We start from the raw sequence: 23,617 nt of genomic DNA on the forward strand, positions 1-23,617 counted from the left end.
TTTTGTAGACACGATTGAGCGGATATTATATGTGAACAAATTAAAGGAACTTCCAAATCAGAAGTTCCTTTAATTCTTATAAAAACCCACACTTAAATTCCTTTTGTACACATTAAAACGATACGCCAGCCATCTGGATCTTCAATCGTAACACCAGACTCTTTCCAGTAAGGATTTTCAGGTTCGACCGTCTTGTAGCCCATTGTTGTCAAATGGCTATGTATATGCTGGATCTCATCTTTATTAGGAATATAGAAAACAAGTAAATTATCTTTTGTTGGAGCTGGGCAAGGACTTCCATCTATATGCTGAGTGAATTCCAAATGGTAGGATGCATCAGGCATGCCAAACATCACCCCGTCATAACCTTCATGATTTTGAAATTGCCCGATTTGTTTCAACCCCAATCCTTCTCCATAAAATCGAACGATTTCCTGTAAGTTGTTTGTTGGCCTAGCTATTCGAACTTGTACGTAATTCATTTAACTTCCCCTTATAACTAGAATTTAATGATTTACACTCTTCGAAAAGAAAAGCTTTAATAGTAATCTGAATCATGTCCAATTAGACAGGTATTGACCGGGTCTGCTGTATTAGAGAAACGACCCGAGTTAAATGAAACAGAATGTAAACGCGTCACAGTGGAATCTACAAATTTTATAGACCAATCGTCATTCCCAATGATGACTAACTCTGAGTTTTTCTGAATTATTTTCTGACCAAAAAGCGTACCGAATAATGAAGGATTGTTATTAGAGAATGGTAAGTGTATTTCCATCTGGTCAATTCGCGTATGACTTTCCTCTTGAACAACATCTCTTCTTTTTTGTACTTCTACTTTCACTTTCCAAGGGGTAGCGATAAACGTTCTCCGTACATCTTCATTCACTTCCCACACCAGATCTTTTGCGCTATAAATGATCTGATCATATTCAGCTGAATTCACTAAAAATCCGAAATGATCAAAAATGTCACGAATACCATTTCCAAATGTAATATTTGTTTGCCCTTTTACCATTTCGATAATTCTAAACTTGATATCCTTATGTCTAAAATCATTCCATTGCAGTGGAGGGTTAAAAGCTTCAAATTTATCTTTATACCTGCCAACTCTTAAAGTGACCTTAAAACCTAATTTCCCGTAAAAGTTTTCCATCTCTTCTGCTTTGTCCGTCCACCAGTGATAATGAAATAAATTCATTATGATCTCCTTTCAATAATTAGTTCAGCTGTTATTACCAGCTTACTTGTTTTAAAAAGAAAAGGCTTCAGCTGTTTGGAGGAATGACTATACTACTTTGGATGTACAAATGGGTTTAACTTAGTCACGTAACAGAAGGAATGACCATAAGCGCCTTTAATTCCATAACAGTCACTCGGGAACAAAAAAAAGGAACTCCAGCTTTAAAAAGGAGTTCTCTTTCTTATTCCATTAAATCTACGATTGTTTTATAAGTACTAACTAGATTTTTTATATTCAATCAGCCAACAATCACGATATTGTCCCTCATGAAATTCATGTTCAGGAAGAAGTTTCACCTTTTGAAAACCACATTTTTCATAACACTTAATAGCCCTCTCATTCCAGGTTTGCGGGTCCATGACTACTCTATCAGCTTGTTTTTGTCCTACTAGAAATTTGACCATTGAATTCACAAGAAGTTTTCCAATCCCTTTATTCCAATAGTCAATTTCTCCAATAAATTGGTCCGTTCCATAAATAGTTTCTTTTCCATCATAACCGTATGTTTTACTGGACTTCTCATCTAAAAGGTAATATTGTATGTATCCAATTTCTACTCCTTCGTATTCAATCATACAGCGAGTAACACCACTCTCGCGGTTATAAAACGTTTTATTAACCTTTTCTAAATCAAAAGGATTGTCCCTGCCTTCGTAATATTCTAAAACGATTGAGTTTGAAAGCCATTTTGCTAAAAAATAATTATCTTTTAATTCTAGTTCACGAACAACTAATTTCCCATTTTGGAATAACATACATTTCCCTCACTTTTATTTACAAATACATGAGTTAATAGTGCAGCAATTTAAATTTAAAAATCCGCTGCAATCGGACCGAAGTAAAAGTAATGTTATCGTTTTTTACGAATGCCTTTTTTTTTGTCTCTCTCCGCAATCCATCCCTGAGGTAAATCCTAAATTGAAGCAAGGGAATCAACAATCTCTATCATTTCTTCAAGAGTGACTATTCTTGCGTTTCCTGTATCAAATTCCATCGATCCTATAAAAGAATTCTGTTCGATTCTTTATTATAAAAATCGATAAAACTGCAGCGATCGCAGGCAATAGCTTAAGATTGTAATTCTATTAGCTTGTTTAATTTGAATTTGGTTTCTAGAAATTCATTCTTTACTTTTTCATTATCTTTTTGTTCTTCATAATAGAAAGCTTCACCTTCAAACCTTGGGATAACATGCATATGGTAATGATTTAAATCATTAAATTTTCCGCCATTCTGGCAAATGGTTATCCCGTCTGGGTCGAATAGTTTCTTTATTGCTCTTGAAATCTTCATAGATGCATCCATTATGGCATTGGCCGTTTCAATATCTAAATCCTCAACATCTAGATAATGCTTTTTTGGAAGAATTAACGTATGACCTTCGTTAAATGGTTCAATATCTAAGAAACAGCAAATATATTCATTTTCATACACGACGTTAACCGGTTCCATTTTATTAGCAAGTTTGCAGCCCAAACATTCAAAATTCACGGACATTGATGAATCACCTTTTTTAAAATATAGTGTAGTTCTATCTATATTAATGGAATTCAACATAAAGAGCGATAACCCTTCTTGGGTAATCGCCCCCTATTCGTATTATAAGGTCAGCCAGATATTTCTGGTTGACCATTTTTTATATCGATATATGATTGCGGTAGCCGGGGTAGAACGGACGCCCCCGTGGGACTTGATCCCGTCCATTAAACTGTTCGCCCCCTACTTGTAGAAATATGATTGAGGCTGGTTGAGACAATGATCTCGTATAACAAGCGAAGCTATAACACTGCAAGGAGACTTAGGGGTTACCGGCAATTAAGATCAGAGGAGGAGATGTTGGAATGAATCCAGTCGTTGGTCTGGATGTATCAAAAGGCGAAAGCCAGGTTCAAGCATTTTTAGAAAAAGGAAAGCCACATCGCAAAAGTTTCAGTGTATCTCATACTATCGAGGGCCTTGACTGCCTTGTTGATTATCTGGAGGAAATGAGAGAACTGACAGGCAAAAAACCTCCTGTTGTGATGGAATCAACCGGACACTATCACCTTCCGGTCGTTCACTATTTAGAAGAACGTGATTACCTGCTAATCATCGTGAACCCACTCGTTTCTTATAAAGCGAAAAGCTCGAGTCTGCGTAAGGTCAAAACAGATGCCATCGATGCCTATCACCTTTGTGAGTTGTATTACAAAGAAGAATTGGAGCCATATAAAAAGCGAGGCATTCAGCTCTTAAACCTTAGGAACCTTACTCGCCAACACGAAAATATAACGGACTTACAAGTACAGGCTAAGCTGCAATTCCACGCTCTTTTGGATCAGTTATTCCCTGAATACAAGGTGGTATTTGGCAGCCTATATTCTGTCGTCTCTCTCCTCACATTAAGGAGATTTTCATCTTCTGAAGAAATCCTAAACACCGAGGAAGAGGCTCTGGCAAGTACTATAGCTGAATTTTGTAATAGCCGGTCCAGAAAATGGGCGGAAGAAAAAGCCGCAAAGCTCAAAGAGGCTGCAATCCGAAATCCATTTCAAAAAACCCTTTACCATAGCCACATTCTAAGCCTGCATATGTACATTGATCTGCTTCTTCAGTACAAAGAGCATCTATCAAAGTTGGCAGCTGAAATAGATGCTCTCGCTAAAGAAGTAGAAGAATATGAAATCATTCAATCAATTCCTGGCATTGGAGAAAAAATCGCGGCAACGATTATCTCTGAAATTGGAGAAATTGAACGATTCAGTGCCCCTCAAAAACTTGTGGCGTTCGCTGGAGTTGACCCAAGTGTCTTTGAATCTGGCAAATTCAGAGCCACTATGAACCGCATAACCAAAAGAGGATCCAGCAGACTTCACCAAGCATTGTTTATGGCTGTAAAATGTGCCATTCGTGATTGCCGCAGACAGAAAACGAGTGATGAAATCATCCCTCGCAACAAGAGATTACGAGCGTTTTACGACAAGAAACGAGAAGAAGGCAAACCATACAAAGTAGCCATAATTGCCTGTGTAAACAAGCTTTTAAGATGGATATTTGCGATGTTAACCAATAAAGTGGCTTTCCAAGATATAGAGTAAGATCTAAACAAAACCACATTAGACAAAACCTTCCAAACCCAATACTTTGGAGGGTTATTTGGCTTGCACAATTTTAGTCTAACATATTTTATTTAGCTTTTTTAATGATAATTCTTGACAAACTATTAGCTGGTTTAATTGATTAGTTTCTTTTCAAGAACTCCACTAACTCTATCCCCCTCGCCTAACTTTTCATTACTGCCTTTCCTGAACGGCAAAATAATGATCTTCATCATCGGCAAAGTTGAATAGTTTTCCGGACGGTAAGTCTACAATCTCACCGACCTTCACACCTTTATTCTTTAAATCGTCATACAAACGGTCCACGTTGTCTGTAAAGAACATGAGAGAAGGAGTACCGAGATTCAATTCAGGTTCCATTTGAGCAATGAAGTCTTTATTATGTAGCACGATACTTGTTCCTCCCGCTTTAGGAGCTACTTCAATCCATCTCATGCCTTGTTTGTTATCTTCTTCTGCAATGACGGTAAAACCTATTTTTTCCACCCAAAAATTCTTCGCTTGATCTTGATCTTTAACATATACCATCACTTGACCCAGACTTTTCATCATTTTCTTCACTCCATTTAGTTAAGTTAAATGCTATTTGCCAGATAATACACTACTAATTATTAATTCGAGAAAGATGCTCATGAATCCTTCACCGATCAGAAATGAGCCGCCTCCCATTATTAAAGAAATCTCGCGATGTTTCCTTACTATTCCTTTTTAAATCTATAGCCTACGCCCCAAATGGTTTCAATCAATTTAGGCACAGATGGATCCTGCTCAATCTTCTCCCGGATTTTCCTGATGTGCACAGTGACCGTCGTAATGTCTCCAAGAGAGTCATATCCCCAGATCCTCTCGAATAGGTGTTCCTTCGTGAAGACCCTTTCAGGATGAGTCGCCATGAACACCAATAAATCGAACTCTTTTGCGGTAAATGTTTTTTCTTCATGATCGACGTATACTCTCCGGGAATCGAGATCCACCCTCAAGTTTTTAATCTCAATTTCATTTTTCAGGGAATCCCGCTTGATTAACCGGTCATATCTTGAAATATGCGCTTTTACTCGAGCAACCAGTTCACTTGGTGTGAAGGGCTTTACAATATAATCATCTGCCCCGCGGTCGAAGCCCCTGATTTTATCAATGTCTTCTTTTCTGGCGGTCACCATGAGAATCGGAATATCCAGAAGGTCCCGAAGTTTTTTGCATAACTCGAGCCCATCCATCCCCGGCAGCATTAAATCAAGCAATATGAGATTGTACGAATGAGTCCTTGCCATACGCAGCCCTTCCTCCCCGTTCAAAGCGATATCGCTGTCAAATCCATTCACTTCTAAATAATCCCTTTCCAGTTCAGCAATATCCGTCTCGTCTTCAATTATCAATATTTTCTTCACGCTGATTCACCTTTTTCAGTGTAAAATAAATACTCGTTCCCACTCCCGGTTCACTCTCTGCCCAAATTTCCCCTCCGTGTTTTTCAATGATTTTCTTTGCTATAGACAGTCCCAGACCGGTGCCCCCAGTAGAAGAATTTCTCGATTCATCTGTCCGGTAGAAGCTGTCAAAAATATGGTCAATATCCTTTTTCCGGATTCCGCTCCCATTATCTTTGATTTCCACCTGGACCTCCTTTTCCCTTCCACTCAGGATAATCTGGATGTCTTTCACTGATTTATCCATGTACTTCAGACTGTTTTGGCTGATATTCATGACGACTCTGTTTAATTTTTCCCTGTCCGCTTCCACGATATAAGATTGAAGAGGATCATAGCTCAGAACTGCTTTCCCCTGTTCCTGTTCAAGTGTTAACGAAAGTTCGTCAATGAAATCATGAAAATAATCGTCCAGTTTAACGTTTTCAAACGCAAATGGAATTTCTTCAAGGTCCAGCTTGGAATAGAGAAACAGTTCATCAATGAGAACATCCATCTCATGAGCGTTTTTTTCAATTTTGGAAAGATAGCGGTTCAGTTTCTCTGGAGTGCCCGCCACTCCATCCTGAATACCGCTCACATAACCCTTTATCGAGGTTAAGGGAGTCTTTAGATCATGCGAAATGCTGGCTATGAGCTCCTGTCTGCTCAGCTCGTACTGTTGTTGAACCGCTGCTGCTTTCTTTAGTTTCAACCGCATGTCTTCAAAGGTATTGGACAGCTGCCCCAATTCATGCTTCTGATCTGAAGCACAGCTGTGATCAAGGTCGCCTTCACTGATCTTTTTCGCCGTCTCGGATAATCTCTCAATTGGATTAAGGATACTCCTGGAAATAGAATAGGTCAGGATGCAACTAGTGGTGGCCAGTATCACAATCATGGCTGCGAAACGAAAGGTTTGAAAGACTTGCATGTCCTCCCCTTCCGGATTTCTTTCGAGCACATAAAAAAACAAATACCCGGCAGCGAGTTCGACAATGATTAAAGCAAGAATTGGGATGACAACCATACCGATATTAGATAATATCAGTCTTTTCTTTATGGACACCTTCACGTCACCTCCTCTTTCACACTCATATCTTCAGTGTAAGTATCGGTAAAGCCGGACGCTGCTCCACTTTCACAAAAACGGACTGTCCGGCACCGTTTATATGATTTAGTTATTTCCTTTTGCTGTCATAAAACGATCAAACTTAATAAATCCTACGAAGATGAACAGTGATCCAAATATATTGCACATAACCCTGAACCAATGTACGATCTTAAATTCCTTCACCGTTTGCTTTAGAAATTCTGCAGAATGAACGTCAGCACCTTCAATAAACATAATCTCATTCCGGGGCCACTCAAAAAGAATGGAAGCTGCCCCTTCTAATAGGATGGCCAGCAGGCTAAAGAGTACCCACTTTCTTGCCGGTTTCACTTTCCACACAAAAATCCCTGCCAGAACGCCAGTCAAGATACTTGCAAATCCCAATGGCGGAAAATAAGTATGGGGACTAGCGACTTCCATCCAATCCATCGTTGATTCCAATGTTTCCGGTACGTTATGAAAAATATTCGGATAGACCATAAACGTATTAAGCAAGATGCCCCCCAACATGATCCACTGAATCCAAAGATGAGATAAAACCGAGTAATAACCTGCTTTTTTTGCCATTCGAAAAACTCCTTTTCAATCAATAGTTTTCGTCGCCTTATCAGCTGACTAGAACTCATTGTAAGGAACAATTCGAAATGATTTCTTATGTAGTTATTAAATAATTATTAAATGCCATAAACGATAAAATGCAATGATGGTTCACCTTCTACTACAGTTTCAAAGAAATATTTCGATTCTATTTTCACCTGCTGCTGAATTTCAGGAATACCTTGTGACCAGCAAGAAACAATCCAGGCTTTAGAGCGTCCAGCATTAGTGCTGCTCCAAGCAAAGCAAAAAGGATCTGGAAGCTTACTTTCAGATCCTGTCCATATTTATGCTTTGAATTCCTTTGTTTTAAAATCAAAACCTTATGAATTTATCAGTTAGTTCTATCTAATTATTCATTCTTTTGTTAACTTCAATCGTAATGAACTCCGGCAAATAATTGGGAGTACATCCCTTAGATACCATTTCATCTTTGTAAAGACCCGTTTTCTCACCAAGTTTAATACAACGTGCTCGATACTTTTCATCATAAATGCCTATCCAGCCTGCGGTGAAATTCATAGCCCATTGAACTTCCGGCTCTTCCTGCGCAATAGCAGCTTCTATTGCAGATAGTAACTCTGCAGTGTTATCAGGCGGTGTCTGTCCAGTCCATCTCAATCGCGCTTGATAATACCAGAAAGCTCGCCTTTGAAGAGAAGGAGGACTATTTACCCATGACTCCATCAATGCAATGTTCTTCTTGTCTTTAGTGAGCTGATTGGCCATTAACCAATCCATTAAGTTATTTCTCTCATCAAAGGTGTGAATCTGCATATCCTTATCAAGCTTATTTAACACATCTTGCGAAAGAAGTTTTTTGTCCATAAGTAAGATTGCCAGTAGTCTGGGCAAAAACTCTCCGGTTGCCCAAAGTTCCATAGCTAGTTCGTGATCTTTTTTAATGTCCTTCGCGATTTTTCGCAAGTCGCCTAGCTTAGTTTTAGTATTGATTTGAGAGAGAATGTCTTCTGCTTTTGATGAGCGTTTTAAATCTGTATCTTTTTTTTCATTCATTATATACAACTCCTTTATTAAAGCAATGTTTCATAATATGTCCTTGACGCGATCGATCAAGAACTTAAAGTCATTAAAAAACTTATTACAGGATGTACCTCCAAAGTTTACCTTTTTTAATATAGTAGCATATATAGGATTAACCTCTCTAATGTAGTAATAACATTTACATACTTATAATTGGATAGAAATTTTTCAATTTCTGAAAGTAACAAACAAGATTAATTAAAGTTCCATCAATTATTGTTGTAAATACATGGTACTATTAGAAATAACTATCATACATTGAAGCTGAAAAGGAGTGTTAAAAGTGGAGCGGTTAGTCTTATTTTATAGAAAATGTATAGTCGTAGTCATTTCTGCTATGATGTATACTTTCTATGCTTATACAGAAGGGTTTACAAATGTTGAATTGAATCCATCTATTTTGTTTTCAAGTATTATTTTTTTTGCCATCTGCATAATTGGTTGTACTGCCTATGGGCTTCCAATTTCCGTCCTTGCAGAGCTTATTACAAAGAAGATATCGCATAATTTCATACGCGCAATCACTTCAGGAATCCTGCATTTGATAGGAGGGTTTTTGTTTTACTTTATCAGTGAAGATCTTATGTACTATTCTGTTCAGTGCTCAATCGTGTTTTTTCTTACAGACGAAGGGTTGAGAGTGCTTGAAAAAAGATATTCGCACATTTGTTTGAAGGGTTGGGTTTAAGTATTCTTATTCATAGTTTGGACGTTTTGCACTAAAACGACCAAACTGCAGAAGATAAAACATAAATTATACTAACTCATTAATTTTTTTAATTCCGTCAAAACAAAATTTTCACGGTGTATCCATACGTTCTGCTCACATTGATTTAAAATGATTTGGTTTTGTTTAATCGCATCTTCAAGTTTTACCCATTTAGGCGTGTATTCTTGTTCAGACTCATAATCATCTAACTGTTGTACACCGACCATCTCGTCTGTTAATTCACAAAGATAATAATGTGAAGTCATTTGAAAGACTGCATCTTTATCATAGTCATCTAAATGTCTTTCAATGACAACGCCCATTTTGTCTCCAACTAAACCGTTGAGATAGCCTGTCTCTTCTGCGACCTCACGCAATAGAGCTTCTGCATGACTTTCATTCTTATCTACTCCACCACCTGGAAATTTATAGTCTCGAAGATTTGAATGAACCATAAGGATCTTATTGTTTTGGATAATTACAGCCCTGACCGCTTCTCTGTTGTTTATCCTAACTTTTTTATCATCAATCTCCTGAATTCCTAATACTTCATTACAAATGATAACACCTCCATTCTATATGAGATAAATACGTCTCTTAGTAAGAATCCTTTTGGAGGAACCACTCTGGTTGCATTATCTAGAATTGTCCCCGATTGATAAGTAGTAATTTGTTCTACAATTGTTCGTTTAAACTCAGTTTAAAATACGGCTTTAAGTCAATTTCTCTATTCCATATCGCTTGTATATTTTTCTGGAAGTAATTCCATTACATTGCACTTCACTAATCTATCATTATAAGAAATAATGACATCTGTATTTTTTCCATAATCGCTTATTAATTCCCGGCACATACCACAGGGAGCAACTACCCAACATTTTTCTATATCTTCGTGTGGATGAGGGTAGGCAACTGCTACAATTGTTTCAAATTCGTGGTCTCCTTCAGAGATAGACTTACCAATGGCCATCGCTTCTCCGCAAACTGTTATTCTCCCCACATTCGCTTCTACGTGAACCGCAGAAAAAACATTACCTTTTATTGTTCTGACTGCTGCACCAATATGATGTCGTCCATATCTATAATTCTTTTCTATTACTTCTTCTGCTTGTTTAATCAGTTCATAGTCTTTATCATCTAAAGGTCTTACTTTTAACATAATGATTCTCCCCTTTGGTTAATCCGCTTTTATCTTTTTATTTAAAGTTTTATCTTACGTAACGGAATAACTTATATTTTCATTTCAACATAATTGTCCAGTACCCGTACCTGCTTCCTTCAACAATTATTTTCAATAAAAGAAACGTCAATCCTTTCCTGAATTGACGCCCTCTATTGATGAATATTCTACTTCCAAGTGGTTGTACTTGTTTGAAGCTGCTTACTTCCAGAAAGTTGATCAATTATCCGTGATAATTCTGAATGGAATTTTACTGATTTTAAATCTGTAATAAATTGAATCCCTTTAATCTTATCTACTTCATTAATAGCGGGAATTCCATCAGCGGCATTTGCGAAATAAAAGTAGCCGTGCCATTTGATATCTCCAAAATAAAAGGATCCATTATAAATCTCAATGAGATCATCAACATCTATTCCAATCTCTTCTTTTACTTCTCGCCTCGCACATTCCAAAGGCGTTTCACCTGCTTCTTGTTTTCCGCCCGGGAAGTTCCAGTCATCCGCTCTGTCCTGAACAACTAATATATTATTTCTTGTGTCTTTAATTAATACACGAGAAAAAGCTGGCTTCAAAATCCATTCCTCCAAGACAAAAAAAGTCTATTATTAAGCTAACTTTTTCACAAACAGCACTCTATCTTGATTTAGTCCATCATAGTTAGTATTTATGGAAAGGCCATTAAGTGTTTTATCCCCCTTTTCAATTTGAAAACCCATCTTGATATGATAGGCAACAGAAACCTTGTTGACAGGGGAAGTTACACAACGGACAATTGTGCGGCCATTCTTTCTGGCTTCAATAAAAAATTCGTTGTATAATTTTTTTCCGATGCTATGCTTTCTATAATCAGGATGAACTCCTGCAAAGTGAATATATGCCTCATTAGAATGAGTTTGAGAAAGAAAACCTATTAGAAATCCTACAATTTCCCCTTCTCTTTCAGCAACGAAACTTGTCCTTGTGAAATGGTCAAAGAATAGCTTTGGCAGCATCTCAGACACATGCCTGCCGCCCCACCATTCATCAATAAGCGGAGAAATCGTATAGTAGTCTCTACCCTTCACTTGACGTATTTTCATCGTTATCTCCCCTTTTTATGAAAATGAAAAGCATTTACGATTTAATGTTAACTCTCTAAGATTCAACCTATATTTTAGAATTGTTTGTGATGAGGGTAGTTTAAAAATGAATTTCCTCTAAGAATTTCATCGTTATTTTTTCTAACTGATGAGGAGTTAAGTGGTTTACATCTACCACTTTCGTATTGAATTGGTTATACCACTCTTTTTCAAAGCCAACTATTTTCATGTACTGCTCAAACGAGCTTCTTCCTCTTGTTTTGTCACTCTGCTTTCGTCTGCACAGCGTTTTTTCATTTGCATCTAAATATAAAATATAGTCAGATCGGCATCTGCGCAGTTCTTGAAGTTCATGTTGAAGATCGCTTTCTACATCCCAGTCATATCCATTTACTAGAGGGAAATGTAATGTATAAAACTCTATATCTTCCGGACCCCTATCAAATATCGCCTTTCCATCAGGCAAATGATGAAAACGTTCAATTTATGAAACGATAAATACACGCTGGTTTTCATCGAATCCTTCTCTCGTACCTATGTCAAGATTCATATTCTTTCTTTTTACAAGGTTTGGGTATGGATTTTCATATGAGAAAAATACATCACTCATTATTGTCTCTAGTCTTTTCACTAGAGTTGTTTTTCCTCCAGCCATGCCGCCCTGTATTGATAAAACCTTTTTCAAATTTTTTACCCTTCTCTGGTTAAGGTGCTACAAGCTCCACTTTTATTCTATCCGGATCCTCAAAATACACGGCATAATGTTCATTTCCACCTGCGAATGGATGTTTATCCGGATAAAGAATATGAATGTCTCTGGACTTTAATTTATTTGTCATTTCATCTACGTGCTCTCGTGAACTCGAGTGAAAGGCCAGGTGGTTTAAGCCAACTCGACATCTATTAAAAGGAACATCCATATATCGTTCCTGTGTTTGTACGAAGACAAGGTAAGTATCTTCAATTTTCCAGCTCTGCCCCTGGTCCCATTCTTGATACCGGCTGTAACCCAACTCTTCAAGGAACCAACCCCAGAATTCGATAGATCTTTTTAGATCAGATACATATATTTCAATGTGATGAATCATTCCTTTTGACAAACTATCCGCTCCTATCATATATCATGCATTTTTCCGCTTGCTATATTAGCCATTCCACAAAGAGTACACGCCTATAACAGCAAAGACAATTGTACCTACTAATACTGAAAGACAGCCGACAACAAGCAGTTTATCAAACAATGAATCCTCAGGTTCCTCGAGCAGCTTTTCAGTTACTTTTTTATGAACAGGTGAGAGATTTTCACTGAACTTTAGGTCCTTTACTATTTCTTTATCGCCTTTAAACTTTAAAGCTCTTACAATCTGAAAAGGATCATGACCCATCGATTTTTCAAATTCAATACAGGCATGCTGCATATCAGGTGTTTTATTCTTTTCCAAGTACCAGTATCGTCCAGCCATCGACGGGTACTTCAATGCATAGTAAATATCCCCTAATTTTCTGCGGAGCTCTATTTCATCAGGGTACGTTGCAATCAATCCATGCAGTCTGTCCCTGGCTTTCCCTAAATCGTTTTTCTTAATATCCTCTTCGATTTTTGACAGAGTTTTATTTGGCACTTTTTCTATTGGAAACACCTCTATTGCTTCTAAATGTAGCTGCCGTTGAACTAAAACAGACTTTAAACACCGAATCTTTTAAACTAGGAAGGAAAATATTCCATCGGCTCCACGCAATGTGTATACCCATTTTTCTTATAATACCCAATCGAATCATCACTTGGCCAAACAATGACAAATTCACACTTATTTTCTTTAATCCACTGATTAATTGAGCTTAGCATCCTGCTTCCAATCCCTTTGTTTCTATATTCCGGAATGGTGTACACGTTTGTCATGAACGCAAAGGGATAGGTTATTCTTCCAGGCCGCGGTACTTTTTCAATTAGTTCTATGTATATATGCGATACTATTTTTTCATTTTCTTCAGCAACCCAGATCATCCACCGGTCACCCTTAATAGCGTGTTCCAAGAAGATTCTGCATTCTTTCTCGAAGTCTGGAAAAGATGAGTTTGCCTTGCTCTCATCATGTTCAATGGTGAAATCCCATCTCATTTTTATTAATTGGTCCATATCCTTTTCTTCAGCAAACCTTAGTCTCAAATGAAATTCCTCTCCTGTCTTCTGAACTTAGTTTCTCACTTTTTCCAGACACCTCATCACCGTATCGCCGAATGACCTGACATCCTGTAAATAATCATATCCCTCAGGTGACCCAAAGCTATTAAACATGCGGACAGCAACGATGTTTTCTTCGGGGATCACCAATAATGTAACGCCTGTATAGCCCAATATCTGATATGAACCTCTGGGAACTCTTTCTCCGATTTCATTTTCCTTGGCCGGCAAATCTTTCACAAACCACAGGAAACCATTCTGAGGAGAGTCAAAATCTAAGGCTGCCGGGCTCTGAAGGGATGTAGCCAGTTGGATGACTTCTTTTGGAATGATTTGTTCCCCGTTTACTCTTCCTTCTTTAAGATGCAGATATCCCCATAAAGCCAGTTCGCGAGCAGAAACATACATGTTCATCTTGTCGCCTTCAGTACTTTTGCTCGTTCTCCAGCTGCTATCCTGTTCAGATTTTAGAATGACATCAACAAGTTTTTCATTTTTTTCGGCATACCAATCCGATTCTGAAAAACCAAGCGGCGTAAACACTTGTCCATGAACAATTTCGGAAATGGTTTGTCCAGTTGTCCGTTTGACAATTTGAGTCAGGGCATTTACGCCGACCTGCCTGTAGGTCCATTTCTCCCCCGCCTCATACTCACGGGAGATAACACCCTCTTTTTCCGATAAGCCGTGGGTATGTGTCAACAAATGCCTGATGGTTGTATCTTTCCAAACATTTTCATTAAGCTCGGGCAGATAGCTCATTACCAAGTCATCTATGCTGTGAATACAACCGGTATGTACAGCATAGGCCACAGCAAAACCGATATAGCTTTTTCTCACGGAGGCTACGTGAAATTGAGTACCCCGCTGAACATCTCTTGCATCAGGCTTGTTGGATTGCGCTCCAATATACTCTTCCAAAACAACAGAATCGTTTTGTATAACAAAAACTGCAGCTCCTGAACAGATGACTTGGTTAAATGTTTGTGTGACGTGTTTTAACAAGGGGTTAAAAATTGAATTTGGCTTGGTTTTAAGAAGCAACGAACATTCCTCCGTTGTCAGTAATTTTCTATTCTTTTTCGAATTGAAGTAAGCTTGCAAGTGTGATCAGTTTTTGCGGGTCTATTCTAGAATCTTTTTTACTCATTCCAGCAGAATAGATATGATAAATATAGTTTTCAGTAACTACATACAGGTCAGTCTTACCGATTCCTGTTTTTTCTTCCTGCATAACAGCTCTGTGACCTGAAATTTTCATTTTGTATGTTGATTGAGACGAACTTGGATATTTCGTATGCGGAAGCAGCATTTCTATTCTTGTATCGATTGGTTCATCGTGTCTTTGAGTATCGATGTATATGTGCTGCCCTAAAGTAGTTGTTGCGTAAATGGCCTGCGTTTCAAATACTTCTTCCTTTCCCTGCTTAGATATACTGAGATGGATTTCCGGTTCTCCTGCAATGGTTTTGATCGTTTCATTGGCATCCGTTGGATAAACCGTATTTTCAATTCCTTCATTTGTAAGTACCGCTGTTTTTTGTCCGTTGATTGTCTCCATCTGATAATGGACACCTTCGATGAATTTGCTGTTTCCACCGCTATGATCGCCTGTCCCTGCGAGATTCAACTGTCCGCTTATCTGACCAGCCATCACAAACAGGAATAATGCAGCTAACACTGAGCTTATGGATAAAATATAAACGCGCTGCAGCTTTGATATCATATTTGTTTTTTGAATACTTTTCTGTAGTCTTATTTGAACCATTTGCGAACGATGAGGACTCCATTCTACTTGGTCATCTAAATTCTGCAGAAGCTGGTCATAATAACTTACTTCTTTGCTCATCCTGATAACCCTCCTTGGTCAGTGTTTTTTCCAGTGCAAGAATGGCTCTAGACAGTGTAGACTTCACCTTCGTTTCTGACCAGCCGAGTATTGCACACGTTTCGCTGATCGAAAATCCCTTGATTTTACGAAGAATGATAACTTCTCGATGCGAATCCTTCAGCATTTCCAAGGCCTGATAAAGCTCCTTAGAATTCTCTTTCATCTCAACGAAATGCTCAGGAAGCAAACTGGTATCTTTCTTTTGCCGGAACAGCTCCATGACTAATCGAACCGGCTTTTGCTTTCTTGCGTAATCAACCGTCACATTGTGCGCAATTCGGAACAGCCAGGTTTTCGGACTTGATTCCTGCCTGAAAGAATGATGCTGCCTGAATGCCTTTAAAAACGTTTCGTGCGTTAAGTCTTCAGCCTGCTGATAATCTTTTGTCATCATTAAAATGTGTACTTGAAGATGGTCTGATGATACTGGCTGTACCATTCTTCTATTTCGGTCTTTCTTGCATCTTCCAAATAAATCGTCCTCTTCCTAAAATTGTAGGTACCTGTTATTTAGACGGTTGACTTGATGAAAAGTTGTGTTTCAATTAAAAAAATCATAAAAAGAGCGTTTGCCTCATCATGCAAACGCTACTTATAAAATCATTCAATTATCAAAAATACCCTTCACAAGACGAAACAGCAGCCTTGGAATAAACGTGATGATCTTCCAAACCGCTTCAAACAGAATTTCAAATACAAATTCCCTGCATTGATCTCTAAACGAGTCTCTTCTTATACCTCTTCTAATTCTATTCAATTGCCAGTCCTCCAAAGTAAACTTTCCTATCAATTCGCTCGTCAAACTCACTTCTCCTGCAAATAGAAGGTTTCTTCATTCTCATCGTCCCATTTAATGGTCACCTTCTGCTTTTCCTCTTTTCCAGTTACAGTACATCCTCTGCAGTTGGAAGAGAGAGTAATTGTAGCGCCTTTATGGTTTTCTTCTGATTTTGTTGTTCTTCCATTATTTACGTTGATTTCAAGTACCTTAAATTGAGTGTTCTCATTTCCGTCTTTAAAATGAAATTCGTAGCTGCCATGCTCTTCATTTCCATCAATCGTTGCTGTGTATTTTCCGGTCCAGCTTTTGCTTTCTCCTGAAAAAGTTATGAATTGATTCGTGCATCCTGATAATACTCCTAAAAATAGGACTGCAATAAATAGGTTCCTCATCTAATTCTCCCTTATCAGCGGTTCAGCCTGCTGTAAATGGATACAAACACGCTACCTCTTGGTTGGTATAATTTCTTCAATCCTCCACTTAAGAGTCTTGTCATTAACTCCTTCAGTGTTCTTCAAGACAAATTGATAATCGTCCTTTATCATTTCTCCTGTTTGATAGGTAAGAATAATTCTTTCTCCTTCTATCCCCAACTTCTTAAGATCCTGCACAGAATTTGGCTTCCAATCAATGCCTCTTCCGTTTTCATATGAAAAACCGCAAGGACAAGTTCCCGCTCTGTCTAAAGAGGAGAAGCCTGTGGTAGCTGCAACCAACTCTTTCGCCTCACTGAATGATCCTTTCACTTTATAAGATTCGACTGTCTGAACCGCATCCAGGAAATCTTGATACTCAACTGGTGTTCTTAATTCATCAATTTCATTTTTAAGGCTGGTAAAATCATTAATCAATCGTTCATTTTCTTTCAATGTATCTTCTAATACTGAAGATTTTTTTGCACTGTCTTCTTTTAAAGCGGCAACCTGCTCAGTCAGATCTTCTCTTTCCTGCTTTAATTTCTCTGCCTCATTTCCCATGTTTAGATTATTGATAATCATCATTGCTAAAAATATGACCAAAGCGATAATTGCATAAGCACTTTTTTTCAAGCCAGGACCCCCTCATTAAACGATAATAAGTTGAATAGTTAAATTACGTTAACAGGCTGAAAAAGTTTCATTTTTCTAATAACTCACGTTTGCTAAATGTCACAAGGTCGCAAGTCAGCAAGAAAAAACTCAGCTCATGAATGAACTGAGTAAACATGTATATGAAACACTAGAGGGATTCATCATCATTCTCAACAATATGCTTAAGGATCGACAATTTGTTATTCCAAAACTGCTCATAATAGGACAGCCATTGTTTTACTTCTGTCAGCGGCTCTGGATGCAGCTGATATATTTTTTCTCTGCCTACCTTTTTACCGCTGACTAAATTAGCTTCCGAAAGAATATGAAGATGTTTAGCTATGGCCGTCCGGCTAATAGGAAAATGAGAAGTAATTTCCGTAATGGCCAATTCTTTGCCCGCGAGTAATCGAAGGACTTCTCTTCTTGTTGGATCAGCTATAGCTTGAAATACATCATGCTTTAAAGCTGACATTTATCCTTCAACAACTTTCAGAAGTCGTTCATTAACAATTTTAATCCAGCCATACTCCATTCTCTCGCGAACAACAGAACTTTTTTCGTTTGCTTTTGGAAGAACTTCATCTGCAGATTTCCAGCCGCCATGAATTAGAGTGAATTCTGTCTTTCCGCCCAAGTCTTTCAGGAGAAAAGTAACGACCCATCCATCTGTATCCCAGGAAAAAGAAATTTTAGTTGGTTCATCCACTTCTAATACTTTACAGGGAGATGGACCAAAAGGGGATTGAATGTGGAACTCATGACCGACCCTGGCTTCGAAGTCATTGGGCATAAACCATGCTGCAATACCTTCCGAATTGCTTACTTTTGCCCATACCTTTTGAATAGGAGCTTCAAATATAATTGTTTGTTTAATATCTTGTAATGTCTCCACTAAAAACACTCCTTGTCACTTGAAAAATACAGAACCATTTGGTTTCGTTTTTAAGTATATAACACCTTTTGGTTTCATGTCCACATGAAAATTCTAGTTTATTTTTTCCTTTTGACAGAATTTATAGCTGTATTTTTTTATAAAAAAGAGACAATCACATGGAATGCAATTGTCTCTCTTAAATTTCCAGGGCAATATCAATTCTCTTTATTCCTGGCGCTTCAGCACTTCCTGCAGCGGAATGCGGCTGATTTTTCGTTTTGAAAGCTGCAGGGAGGTTACATATGATGCGTAGATAATGATAAAACCAGCAGCAATCATCAGATAGTCGGGTTCGATCGGAAGTGAAAATCCGGTTGATTCTGAAACAGATGCCATCAATCCTTTGTAGCTGATAAATGCAAGAGGAACGCCGAGTACGTATCCTGCTATTATAACCGGAGTATAGACATTCAGAAGCAGGGATGAAATTTCTTTCCTGTCATAGCCCATGACTTTCAGCAGGGAAATGTTCACGGTGTGCTCATCCATCATCATGCTGGTGATCAGGTAGATGATGAGGAGGCCGATCAAGAATGCGAAGATACCGATGACGGCCGCCGAATAGTTGGTCGGCTCAAGCAGCTGTTCCATACCTTTTTTCATCGCGTTTTTGTCTTCAATCGCCGCGATTGCTTCACCAGATTCCTTTTCTGGCTTTTCAAGCGTCCATTTTCCGATGTATGCATCCTCTTCCAGGCTCAGAAAGCGGTTCACGTCCCCGCGTTCCATGTAGATGGCATGACCGATAAAGATTTCTGCGACACCGGTGACAGTGACGGATTGCTCCTGGTCCGTCCAGGGATTTTGAAGTGTGATGGAATCTCCGGCTTCAAGGCCTTCAGCTGCAGCCAAAGCCTGCGTTACGACTGCCCCGTCCGGCAATGTGCTGTTTAGTTCTTTCCCGCTGCTGTCAATCAGTTTCAGCATTGGCGTTGAGGGATCCATGCCAATGAGCTGCGTTTTAACGTCTTTTCTGCCGTCTTCTCCTTTAATAATGGCTTCTGATGCAGAAAACGGACTTTCCTCTTCCTGGGCAGGCTCAGTTTTTACTTCTTGATAATAGACCGCGTAGTTATAGCGATAAGCATCTTCATACGTTTTTTTCATCAGCACGTTCATTGAATTCATGGAAATAAATCCAAAGGTGACTAATAAGGAAGAAAAGAGAATTCCTGTAAACAGCACAAGGCTCTTGGATGGACTGCTGAGCAGCATTTTCAGACGGAACCTTCTCTTAAAGCTCCATTTCGATGGGAGCTTTATTGCTCCTTTTTTCGAAAAAGACGGTCTTGAGTGCAGCAGCTGGAGCGGCGGTTTGCTGACTTTTTTCCTGATTGTCAGGAAACCGGCCAGACAAAGAACGGAAATCGGTACGGCAAATCCAGCGATAAGAGTGACCGGATCAAAGGCAAGCCGGTTTAAAATGGGCAGATTGTAAAAAGCGGTGTAGAGCTCTGTCAGTGGCCTCGCTGCAATCAGTCCCGCCGCTATCCCGAGTATCGTGCCGGAAATGGAAATGATCAATGGATACATCATAAAGGAGAGCGTGACTTCTTTTCTGGTGTACCCAAGCGCAAGAAGGGTTCCAATTTGATTGGACTGCACGTCTATTTGTCTTTTCAGCATTAAAACGACTATAAACAGGGCAAGCAGTCCGATAAAGACGGGAAGAACACTTCCGAATGACTGATTGGACTCAATTTCTGCGTCAATGTACGAAATCCTGACATTGTCTTTTGCATCGGTCCATTTCAGGACAGGAACCGTTTCTGAAACAGCCTTTTTCAGACTGCTTAAGGAACCGCTGTTTTCAGAAAATCGCCCGGAGTAATAAACAGGCGGCTGATTTCCCCCAGGAAAATCCTCTTTGTCTATCAGCACGACACCGAAGGTCTTCGGATCAGCCATCAGGTCATTCTCGTTTTGTACGCCGTAAATATAGTCCGGAAGATACACATGGGCTGTGATTTTATATGTTTCCCCTCCGGAGTCCCAGATGTCTCCCACTTTCAGCCCGTGTGCATCTGCAAAAGAAGCGGTTATGGCTGCTTCATTCTTTTCATCAGGCAAACTGCCTTTTACCACATACGGTTCGTTAATTCCTTGCTGAATAGAAAGAATCCGGGTAATGACTCCCTCCTTCCATTCGATATCCAGCCATTGGCGGGCCTGCAGATTCACGCCAAATTCCTTTTCAAATGATGCAAGCTGATCCTCAGACAGCCGCTCTCCCACTGTAAATTGAAAATCCTCCTGCTTATACTCTTCTCTAAACAGCTGATTGCTCGAATCCATCAGTGCCATTGTGCTTGAGAGCGTGACAAAAAGCATGACGGCAACCGCAAGAAGAAGAGCAGAGCCTCCAAACTGCAGCGGCTTTTGCCTGATGGTGCGCAGAGCCATGGCGGTGATTTTCATACCCATTTCACCTGCTCTGCAGGTATTGGAGCCTCATTTTTAACGGTTTCAATGATTTTTCCGCTTTTCATTTTCATGACGGTATGGGCCATATCGGCAATGCCTGGATTATGGGTGATCATTAGAATGGTTGTACCATATATACGATTGATTTCCTGAATAAGTGAAAGAATTTTTTTTCCGGTCTCTTCATCAAGAGCTCCTGTCGGCTCATCACAGAACAGGATACTTGGATTTTTTACGATTGCCCGTGCAATGGCTGTTCTTTGCTGCTCCCCTCCGCTTAATTGATGCGGAAACTTGTGCTGGTGTTCACTCATTCCGACTTTATCCAGGATCTCATCAGGAGAAAGAGGATGGTCGCTGATGTCAGCACCGGTTTCAACGTTCTCCCTGACAGTCAGTGCAGAAATAAGATTATAGGACTGGAAAATAAAGCCCGCATGCTTTCTTCTGAAAAGCGTTAGCTGCCTGTCGTTCATTTCATGAAGGTTTTCTCCCTGGACGGTGACCTGTCCCCCGTCTGCTCTGTCAATTCCGCCGGCCACGTTAAGAAAGGTGGATTTCCCGGAGCCGGATGGTCCTAGAATGACAATGATTTCACCTTTTCCGCAGGCAATGCTGACGTCATTTAATGCAGGCACCTCTACTTCACCTGTACGGTATATTTTTCTGACATTCTCAAAACTGAAACTCATACAGACACCCCCGGTTATTTCAAGTATATTCCTCTGTATCGTACTAAAAATCTTCCTTCTTGACGATCTCTTATTTTACTTGTAATCATTTTCATTTCCGTTTTATGGATACAATAGAAATGGTTCATACTACTTATGTAGGAAATTAATCTTAAATGTTTGATTTACTTCATGGTTAGCATTAAAATTAAGTACTTGAACAGGTTACATATCATTATTAATAAATCCGCTGATACAAAGTGAGGTTCAATACATGAATACGGAACATAAACCAAAAGCAGTAATCGTAATTTTCGGAGCAACAGGAGATCTTGCCAAGCGCAAGCTTTTCCCCTCCATCTACCGTCTTCACCGCAGCAAAAAAATCGACAGTGACTTCGCTGTTGTAGGCGTGGGCAGAAGACCGTGGACAAATGAAGAATTCCGCTCAAATGTCAGCGACTCGATTCAGTCATCGATCAAGCAGTCATCTGAACTAGATGAATTTGCATCGCATTTTTACTATCATCCATTTGATGTGACAAATCCATCTTCCTACCTTGAGCTGAAAGGCATGCTTTCAGAGCTTGACGGCAAATACGGCATACCTGGAAACAGAATGTTCTACATGGCGATGGCGCCTGAATTTTTCGGAACGATTGCCCGGAATTTAAAAAGCGAAGGCCTGACAGCGACAGAAGGCTGGAGCCGTCTTGTCATTGAAAAGCCGTTCGGACACGATCTGCCTTCTGCACAGGAGCTGAACGATGAAATCCGTGAAGCTTTCTCGGAAGATCAAATTTACCGCATTGACCACTATCTTGGAAAACAGATGGTGCAGAATATTGAAGTGATTCGCTTCTCTAACGCTCTCTTTGAGTCGGTATGGAACAACCGCTATATCTCCAACATTCAGGTAACTTCAAGTGAAGTTCTCGGTGTAGAAGACCGCGGACGCTATTACGAAAATTCAGGTGCGCTTCGTGATATGGTTCAAAATCACTTAATGCAGATGGTCGCCCTGCTTGCCATGGAGCCGCCAATCAAACTTGAAACAGACGAAATCCGTTCTGAAAAAGTGAAAGTGATGCGCGCACTCCGCCCTCTTACAGAGAAGGACGTGCCTGATTACTTCGTCCGCGGACAGTACGGCAAAGGCGATTCAGAAGACGTATCTGTTCCCGGCTACCGCGAAGAAAGCAATGTAGATCCGGAATCCAACACAGAAACTTATGTTGCCGGCAAGCTGATGATCGACAACTTCAGATGGGCTGGCGTGCCTTTCTATATCCGTACAGGAAAGCGCATGACGGCCAAATCAACGAAGATTGTTGTACAGTTCAAAGACCTGCCGATGAACCTTTACTCAAACGACGTAGACAGCAAGCATCCAAACCTGCTTGTCATTCACATTCAGCCGGATGAAGGCATCACGCTGCACCTGAATGCCAAAGAAGCAGGCGGCGGCTCTTACGTCAAGCCGATCAAGCTTGACTACTGCAGCAACTGTGTAGATCAGTTCAACACGCCTGAAGCCTATGAAAAGCTCATCTACGACGGCTTGCGCGGAGACGCCACCAACTTCACTCACTGGGATGAAGTGTCCCTCTCATGGAGCTATGTGGACACCATCTCAAAAGCATGGGAAACGCACAAAGCAGAATTCCCTAACTACGCAGCCGGCACAATGGGTCCAAAAGCCGCTGACGAACTGCTTGAAAAAGACGGCTTCCACTGGTGGCCGATTACGGATATGGTTGATTAATTCAAAAAGACTGGAAATGAATATGTAATTTCGCACCGCTTTTAGCGGTGTTTTTTTATTATCAATTTTTATTTTATAAAGAGGTTTGGCCGTTTCATTGTTCACTCTCCTGTTTCGCAGGCTTCGCTTTTTGTTTGCTTCTTGGAGAGATTAACCAATTTATAAAAGTAATGATTATACCTAAAACAAAAGCCTCAATTACGTTTTCTTTCCAAATCAAAACTCTTGTTTCCTGATAATCAAAAAATACTTTTATTGCACCAATCAATAAAACAAGAACAAGGAAATATATGAGCTCTCTTTTCAATTCATCAGCTCCGAATAAAGGATAAAGTTTGAGGATACTCTTTTTGTTTGATTAGCTGCCCTTAACCATTTTATTCTGATTCGCTGCCTCCAAATCCTCCTGCTTTCAAGTCAGAA

Annotated in this window: 31 protein-coding genes; 2 read left to right on the forward strand and 29 right to left on the reverse strand. The window is 39.5% G+C overall.

The annotated features are described in order from the left end of the window. Positions 1 to 92 precede the first annotated feature (92 nt). The 4 genes from ACK1LH_RS13615 to ACK1LH_RS13630 form a co-directional block, all read right to left on the reverse strand. On the reverse strand, positions 93 to 482 hold the full coding sequence (locus tag ACK1LH_RS13615; protein WP_411333381.1) for a VOC family protein: 390 nt from the start codon (positions 480 to 482) through the stop codon (positions 93 to 95). Between the two features lie 56 nt (positions 483 to 538). After that, positions 539 to 1,201 (reverse strand): hypothetical protein, encoded by a 663-nt coding sequence (locus tag ACK1LH_RS13620; RefSeq protein WP_282032829.1) that lies wholly within the window; start codon positions 1,199 to 1,201, stop codon positions 539 to 541. Between the two features lie 257 nt (positions 1,202 to 1,458). Then, the gene (locus tag ACK1LH_RS13625) at positions 1,459 to 1,998 is read right to left on the reverse strand and encodes a GNAT family N-acetyltransferase (protein WP_282032830.1); all 540 of its coding nucleotides are present in this window, start codon (positions 1,996 to 1,998) and stop codon (positions 1,459 to 1,461) included. A 313-nt stretch (positions 1,999 to 2,311) separates the two neighbouring features. Beyond that, positions 2,312 to 2,740: an HIT family protein gene (locus tag ACK1LH_RS13630; RefSeq protein WP_282032831.1), complete on the reverse strand. Its 429-nt coding sequence runs from the start codon at positions 2,738 to 2,740 to the stop codon at positions 2,312 to 2,314. Positions 2,741 to 3,084: 344 nt separating this feature from the next. Between ACK1LH_RS13630 and ACK1LH_RS13635 the strand changes: the two genes are divergently transcribed. After that, positions 3,085 to 4,320 carry an IS110 family transposase gene (locus ACK1LH_RS13635; RefSeq protein ID WP_411333382.1) on the forward strand — a complete coding sequence of 412 codons (1,236 nt, stop codon included), beginning with the start codon at positions 3,085 to 3,087 and terminating at the stop codon, positions 4,318 to 4,320. Positions 4,321 to 4,515: 195 nt separating this feature from the next. Here the strand turns inward: ACK1LH_RS13635 and ACK1LH_RS13640 are convergent, their stop codons facing one another. From ACK1LH_RS13640 to ACK1LH_RS13755, 24 genes are all read right to left on the reverse strand, one after another. After that, complete coding sequence (locus ACK1LH_RS13640) at positions 4,516 to 4,893, reverse strand: VOC family protein (protein WP_411333383.1); 378 nt, start codon at positions 4,891 to 4,893, stop codon at positions 4,516 to 4,518. A gap of 146 nt (positions 4,894 to 5,039) precedes the next feature. Beyond that, positions 5,040 to 5,729 (reverse strand): response regulator transcription factor, encoded by a 690-nt coding sequence (locus ACK1LH_RS13645; protein ID WP_411333384.1) that lies wholly within the window; start codon positions 5,727 to 5,729, stop codon positions 5,040 to 5,042. Continuing rightward, on the reverse strand, positions 5,707 to 6,816 hold the full coding sequence (locus tag ACK1LH_RS13650; RefSeq protein ID WP_411333385.1) for an ATP-binding protein: 1,110 nt from the start codon (positions 6,814 to 6,816) through the stop codon (positions 5,707 to 5,709). Before ACK1LH_RS13650 ends, ACK1LH_RS13645 begins: the two co-directional genes overlap by 23 nt. 108 nt (positions 6,817 to 6,924) lie before the next feature. Then, positions 6,925 to 7,428 (reverse strand): hypothetical protein, encoded by a 504-nt coding sequence (locus tag ACK1LH_RS13655; protein WP_411333386.1) that lies wholly within the window; start codon positions 7,426 to 7,428, stop codon positions 6,925 to 6,927. Positions 7,429 to 7,806: 378 nt separating this feature from the next. Then, positions 7,807 to 8,475, reverse strand: a complete 669-nt coding sequence (locus ACK1LH_RS13660; protein WP_411333387.1) for a DNA alkylation repair protein — start codon at positions 8,473 to 8,475, stop codon at positions 7,807 to 7,809. A 786-nt stretch (positions 8,476 to 9,261) separates the two neighbouring features. Then, a complete protein-coding gene (locus tag ACK1LH_RS13665) occupies positions 9,262 to 9,774 on the reverse strand; it encodes an NUDIX hydrolase (protein WP_411335102.1) in 513 nt (170 codons plus the stop codon). 164 nt (positions 9,775 to 9,938) lie between these two features. Then, the gene (locus ACK1LH_RS13670) at positions 9,939 to 10,370 is read right to left on the reverse strand and encodes a cytidine deaminase (RefSeq protein WP_411333388.1); all 432 of its coding nucleotides are present in this window, start codon (positions 10,368 to 10,370) and stop codon (positions 9,939 to 9,941) included. Positions 10,371 to 10,558: 188 nt separating this feature from the next. Beyond that, positions 10,559 to 10,966 (reverse strand): NUDIX hydrolase, encoded by a 408-nt coding sequence (locus ACK1LH_RS13675; protein ID WP_411333389.1) that lies wholly within the window; start codon positions 10,964 to 10,966, stop codon positions 10,559 to 10,561. Between the two features lie 33 nt (positions 10,967 to 10,999). Next, entirely contained in the window at positions 11,000 to 11,473 is a 474-nt protein-coding gene (locus ACK1LH_RS13680; protein WP_411333390.1) for a GNAT family N-acetyltransferase, read from the reverse strand. A 100-nt stretch (positions 11,474 to 11,573) separates the two neighbouring features. Then, the gene (locus ACK1LH_RS13685) at positions 11,574 to 11,939 is read right to left on the reverse strand and encodes a hypothetical protein (protein ID WP_411333391.1); all 366 of its coding nucleotides are present in this window, start codon (positions 11,937 to 11,939) and stop codon (positions 11,574 to 11,576) included. An 18-nt stretch (positions 11,940 to 11,957) separates the two neighbouring features. Further along, positions 11,958 to 12,158, reverse strand: coding sequence for a hypothetical protein (locus tag ACK1LH_RS13690; protein WP_411333392.1), 201 nt, complete (start codon positions 12,156 to 12,158; stop codon positions 11,958 to 11,960). A 19-nt stretch (positions 12,159 to 12,177) separates the two neighbouring features. Then, positions 12,178 to 12,573, reverse strand: coding sequence for a VOC family protein (locus ACK1LH_RS13695; protein ID WP_411333393.1), 396 nt, complete (start codon positions 12,571 to 12,573; stop codon positions 12,178 to 12,180). 45 nt (positions 12,574 to 12,618) lie between these two features. Further along, the gene (locus tag ACK1LH_RS13700; protein ID WP_411335103.1) at positions 12,619 to 13,104 is read right to left on the reverse strand and encodes a DUF6584 family protein; all 486 of its coding nucleotides are present in this window, start codon (positions 13,102 to 13,104) and stop codon (positions 12,619 to 12,621) included. 74 nt (positions 13,105 to 13,178) lie between these two features. Then, positions 13,179 to 13,640: a GNAT family N-acetyltransferase gene (locus ACK1LH_RS13705; protein WP_411333394.1), complete on the reverse strand. Its 462-nt coding sequence runs from the start codon at positions 13,638 to 13,640 to the stop codon at positions 13,179 to 13,181. 27 nt (positions 13,641 to 13,667) lie between these two features. After that, positions 13,668 to 14,699, reverse strand: coding sequence for a serine hydrolase domain-containing protein (locus tag ACK1LH_RS13710; protein WP_411333395.1), 1,032 nt, complete (start codon positions 14,697 to 14,699; stop codon positions 13,668 to 13,670). 28 nt (positions 14,700 to 14,727) lie between these two features. After that, positions 14,728 to 15,504: a hypothetical protein gene (locus ACK1LH_RS13715; RefSeq protein WP_411333396.1), complete on the reverse strand. Its 777-nt coding sequence runs from the start codon at positions 15,502 to 15,504 to the stop codon at positions 14,728 to 14,730. After that, a complete protein-coding gene (locus ACK1LH_RS13720) occupies positions 15,479 to 15,985 on the reverse strand; it encodes an RNA polymerase sigma factor (RefSeq protein ID WP_411333398.1) in 507 nt (168 codons plus the stop codon). The genes ACK1LH_RS13715 and ACK1LH_RS13720 overlap by 26 nt, the downstream gene beginning before the upstream one ends. A 165-nt stretch (positions 15,986 to 16,150) precedes the next feature. Next, the gene (locus ACK1LH_RS13725) at positions 16,151 to 16,303 is read right to left on the reverse strand and encodes a hypothetical protein (protein ID WP_411333399.1); all 153 of its coding nucleotides are present in this window, start codon (positions 16,301 to 16,303) and stop codon (positions 16,151 to 16,153) included. Between the two features lie 47 nt (positions 16,304 to 16,350). Beyond that, the gene (locus tag ACK1LH_RS13730; protein ID WP_411333400.1) at positions 16,351 to 16,719 is read right to left on the reverse strand and encodes a hypothetical protein; all 369 of its coding nucleotides are present in this window, start codon (positions 16,717 to 16,719) and stop codon (positions 16,351 to 16,353) included. Between the two features lie 51 nt (positions 16,720 to 16,770). Then, the gene (locus ACK1LH_RS13735) at positions 16,771 to 17,376 is read right to left on the reverse strand and encodes a hypothetical protein (RefSeq protein ID WP_029279894.1); all 606 of its coding nucleotides are present in this window, start codon (positions 17,374 to 17,376) and stop codon (positions 16,771 to 16,773) included. Positions 17,377 to 17,545: 169 nt separating this feature from the next. Beyond that, positions 17,546 to 17,872 (reverse strand): ArsR/SmtB family transcription factor, encoded by a 327-nt coding sequence (locus ACK1LH_RS13740; protein ID WP_029279892.1) that lies wholly within the window; start codon positions 17,870 to 17,872, stop codon positions 17,546 to 17,548. After that, entirely contained in the window at positions 17,873 to 18,292 is a 420-nt protein-coding gene (locus ACK1LH_RS13745) for an SRPBCC family protein (protein ID WP_411333403.1), read from the reverse strand. Positions 18,293 to 18,499: 207 nt separating this feature from the next. Next, a complete protein-coding gene (locus ACK1LH_RS13750) occupies positions 18,500 to 20,752 on the reverse strand; it encodes an FtsX-like permease family protein (protein ID WP_411333404.1) in 2,253 nt (750 codons plus the stop codon). Continuing rightward, a complete protein-coding gene (locus ACK1LH_RS13755; protein ID WP_029279886.1) occupies positions 20,749 to 21,450 on the reverse strand; it encodes an ABC transporter ATP-binding protein in 702 nt (233 codons plus the stop codon). The genes ACK1LH_RS13750 and ACK1LH_RS13755 overlap by 4 nt, the downstream gene beginning before the upstream one ends. A 253-nt stretch (positions 21,451 to 21,703) precedes the next feature. On the opposite strand from ACK1LH_RS13755, the gene zwf reads away from it, so the two are divergent. Then, complete coding sequence (gene zwf / locus ACK1LH_RS13760) at positions 21,704 to 23,194, forward strand: glucose-6-phosphate dehydrogenase (protein ID WP_411333405.1); 1,491 nt, start codon at positions 21,704 to 21,706, stop codon at positions 23,192 to 23,194. Positions 23,195 to 23,288: 94 nt separating this feature from the next. Here zwf and ACK1LH_RS13765 read toward each other — a convergent pair whose 3' ends face one another. Next, positions 23,289 to 23,501 (reverse strand): hypothetical protein, encoded by a 213-nt coding sequence (locus ACK1LH_RS13765; RefSeq protein WP_411333406.1) that lies wholly within the window; start codon positions 23,499 to 23,501, stop codon positions 23,289 to 23,291. Between the last annotated feature and the right edge of the window lie 116 nt (positions 23,502 to 23,617).

Origin of the sequence: Metabacillus indicus (assembly GCF_046603695.1) — a bacterium.
Lineage (GTDB): Bacteria > Bacillota > Bacilli > Bacillales > Bacillaceae > Bacillus_P > Bacillus_P indicus.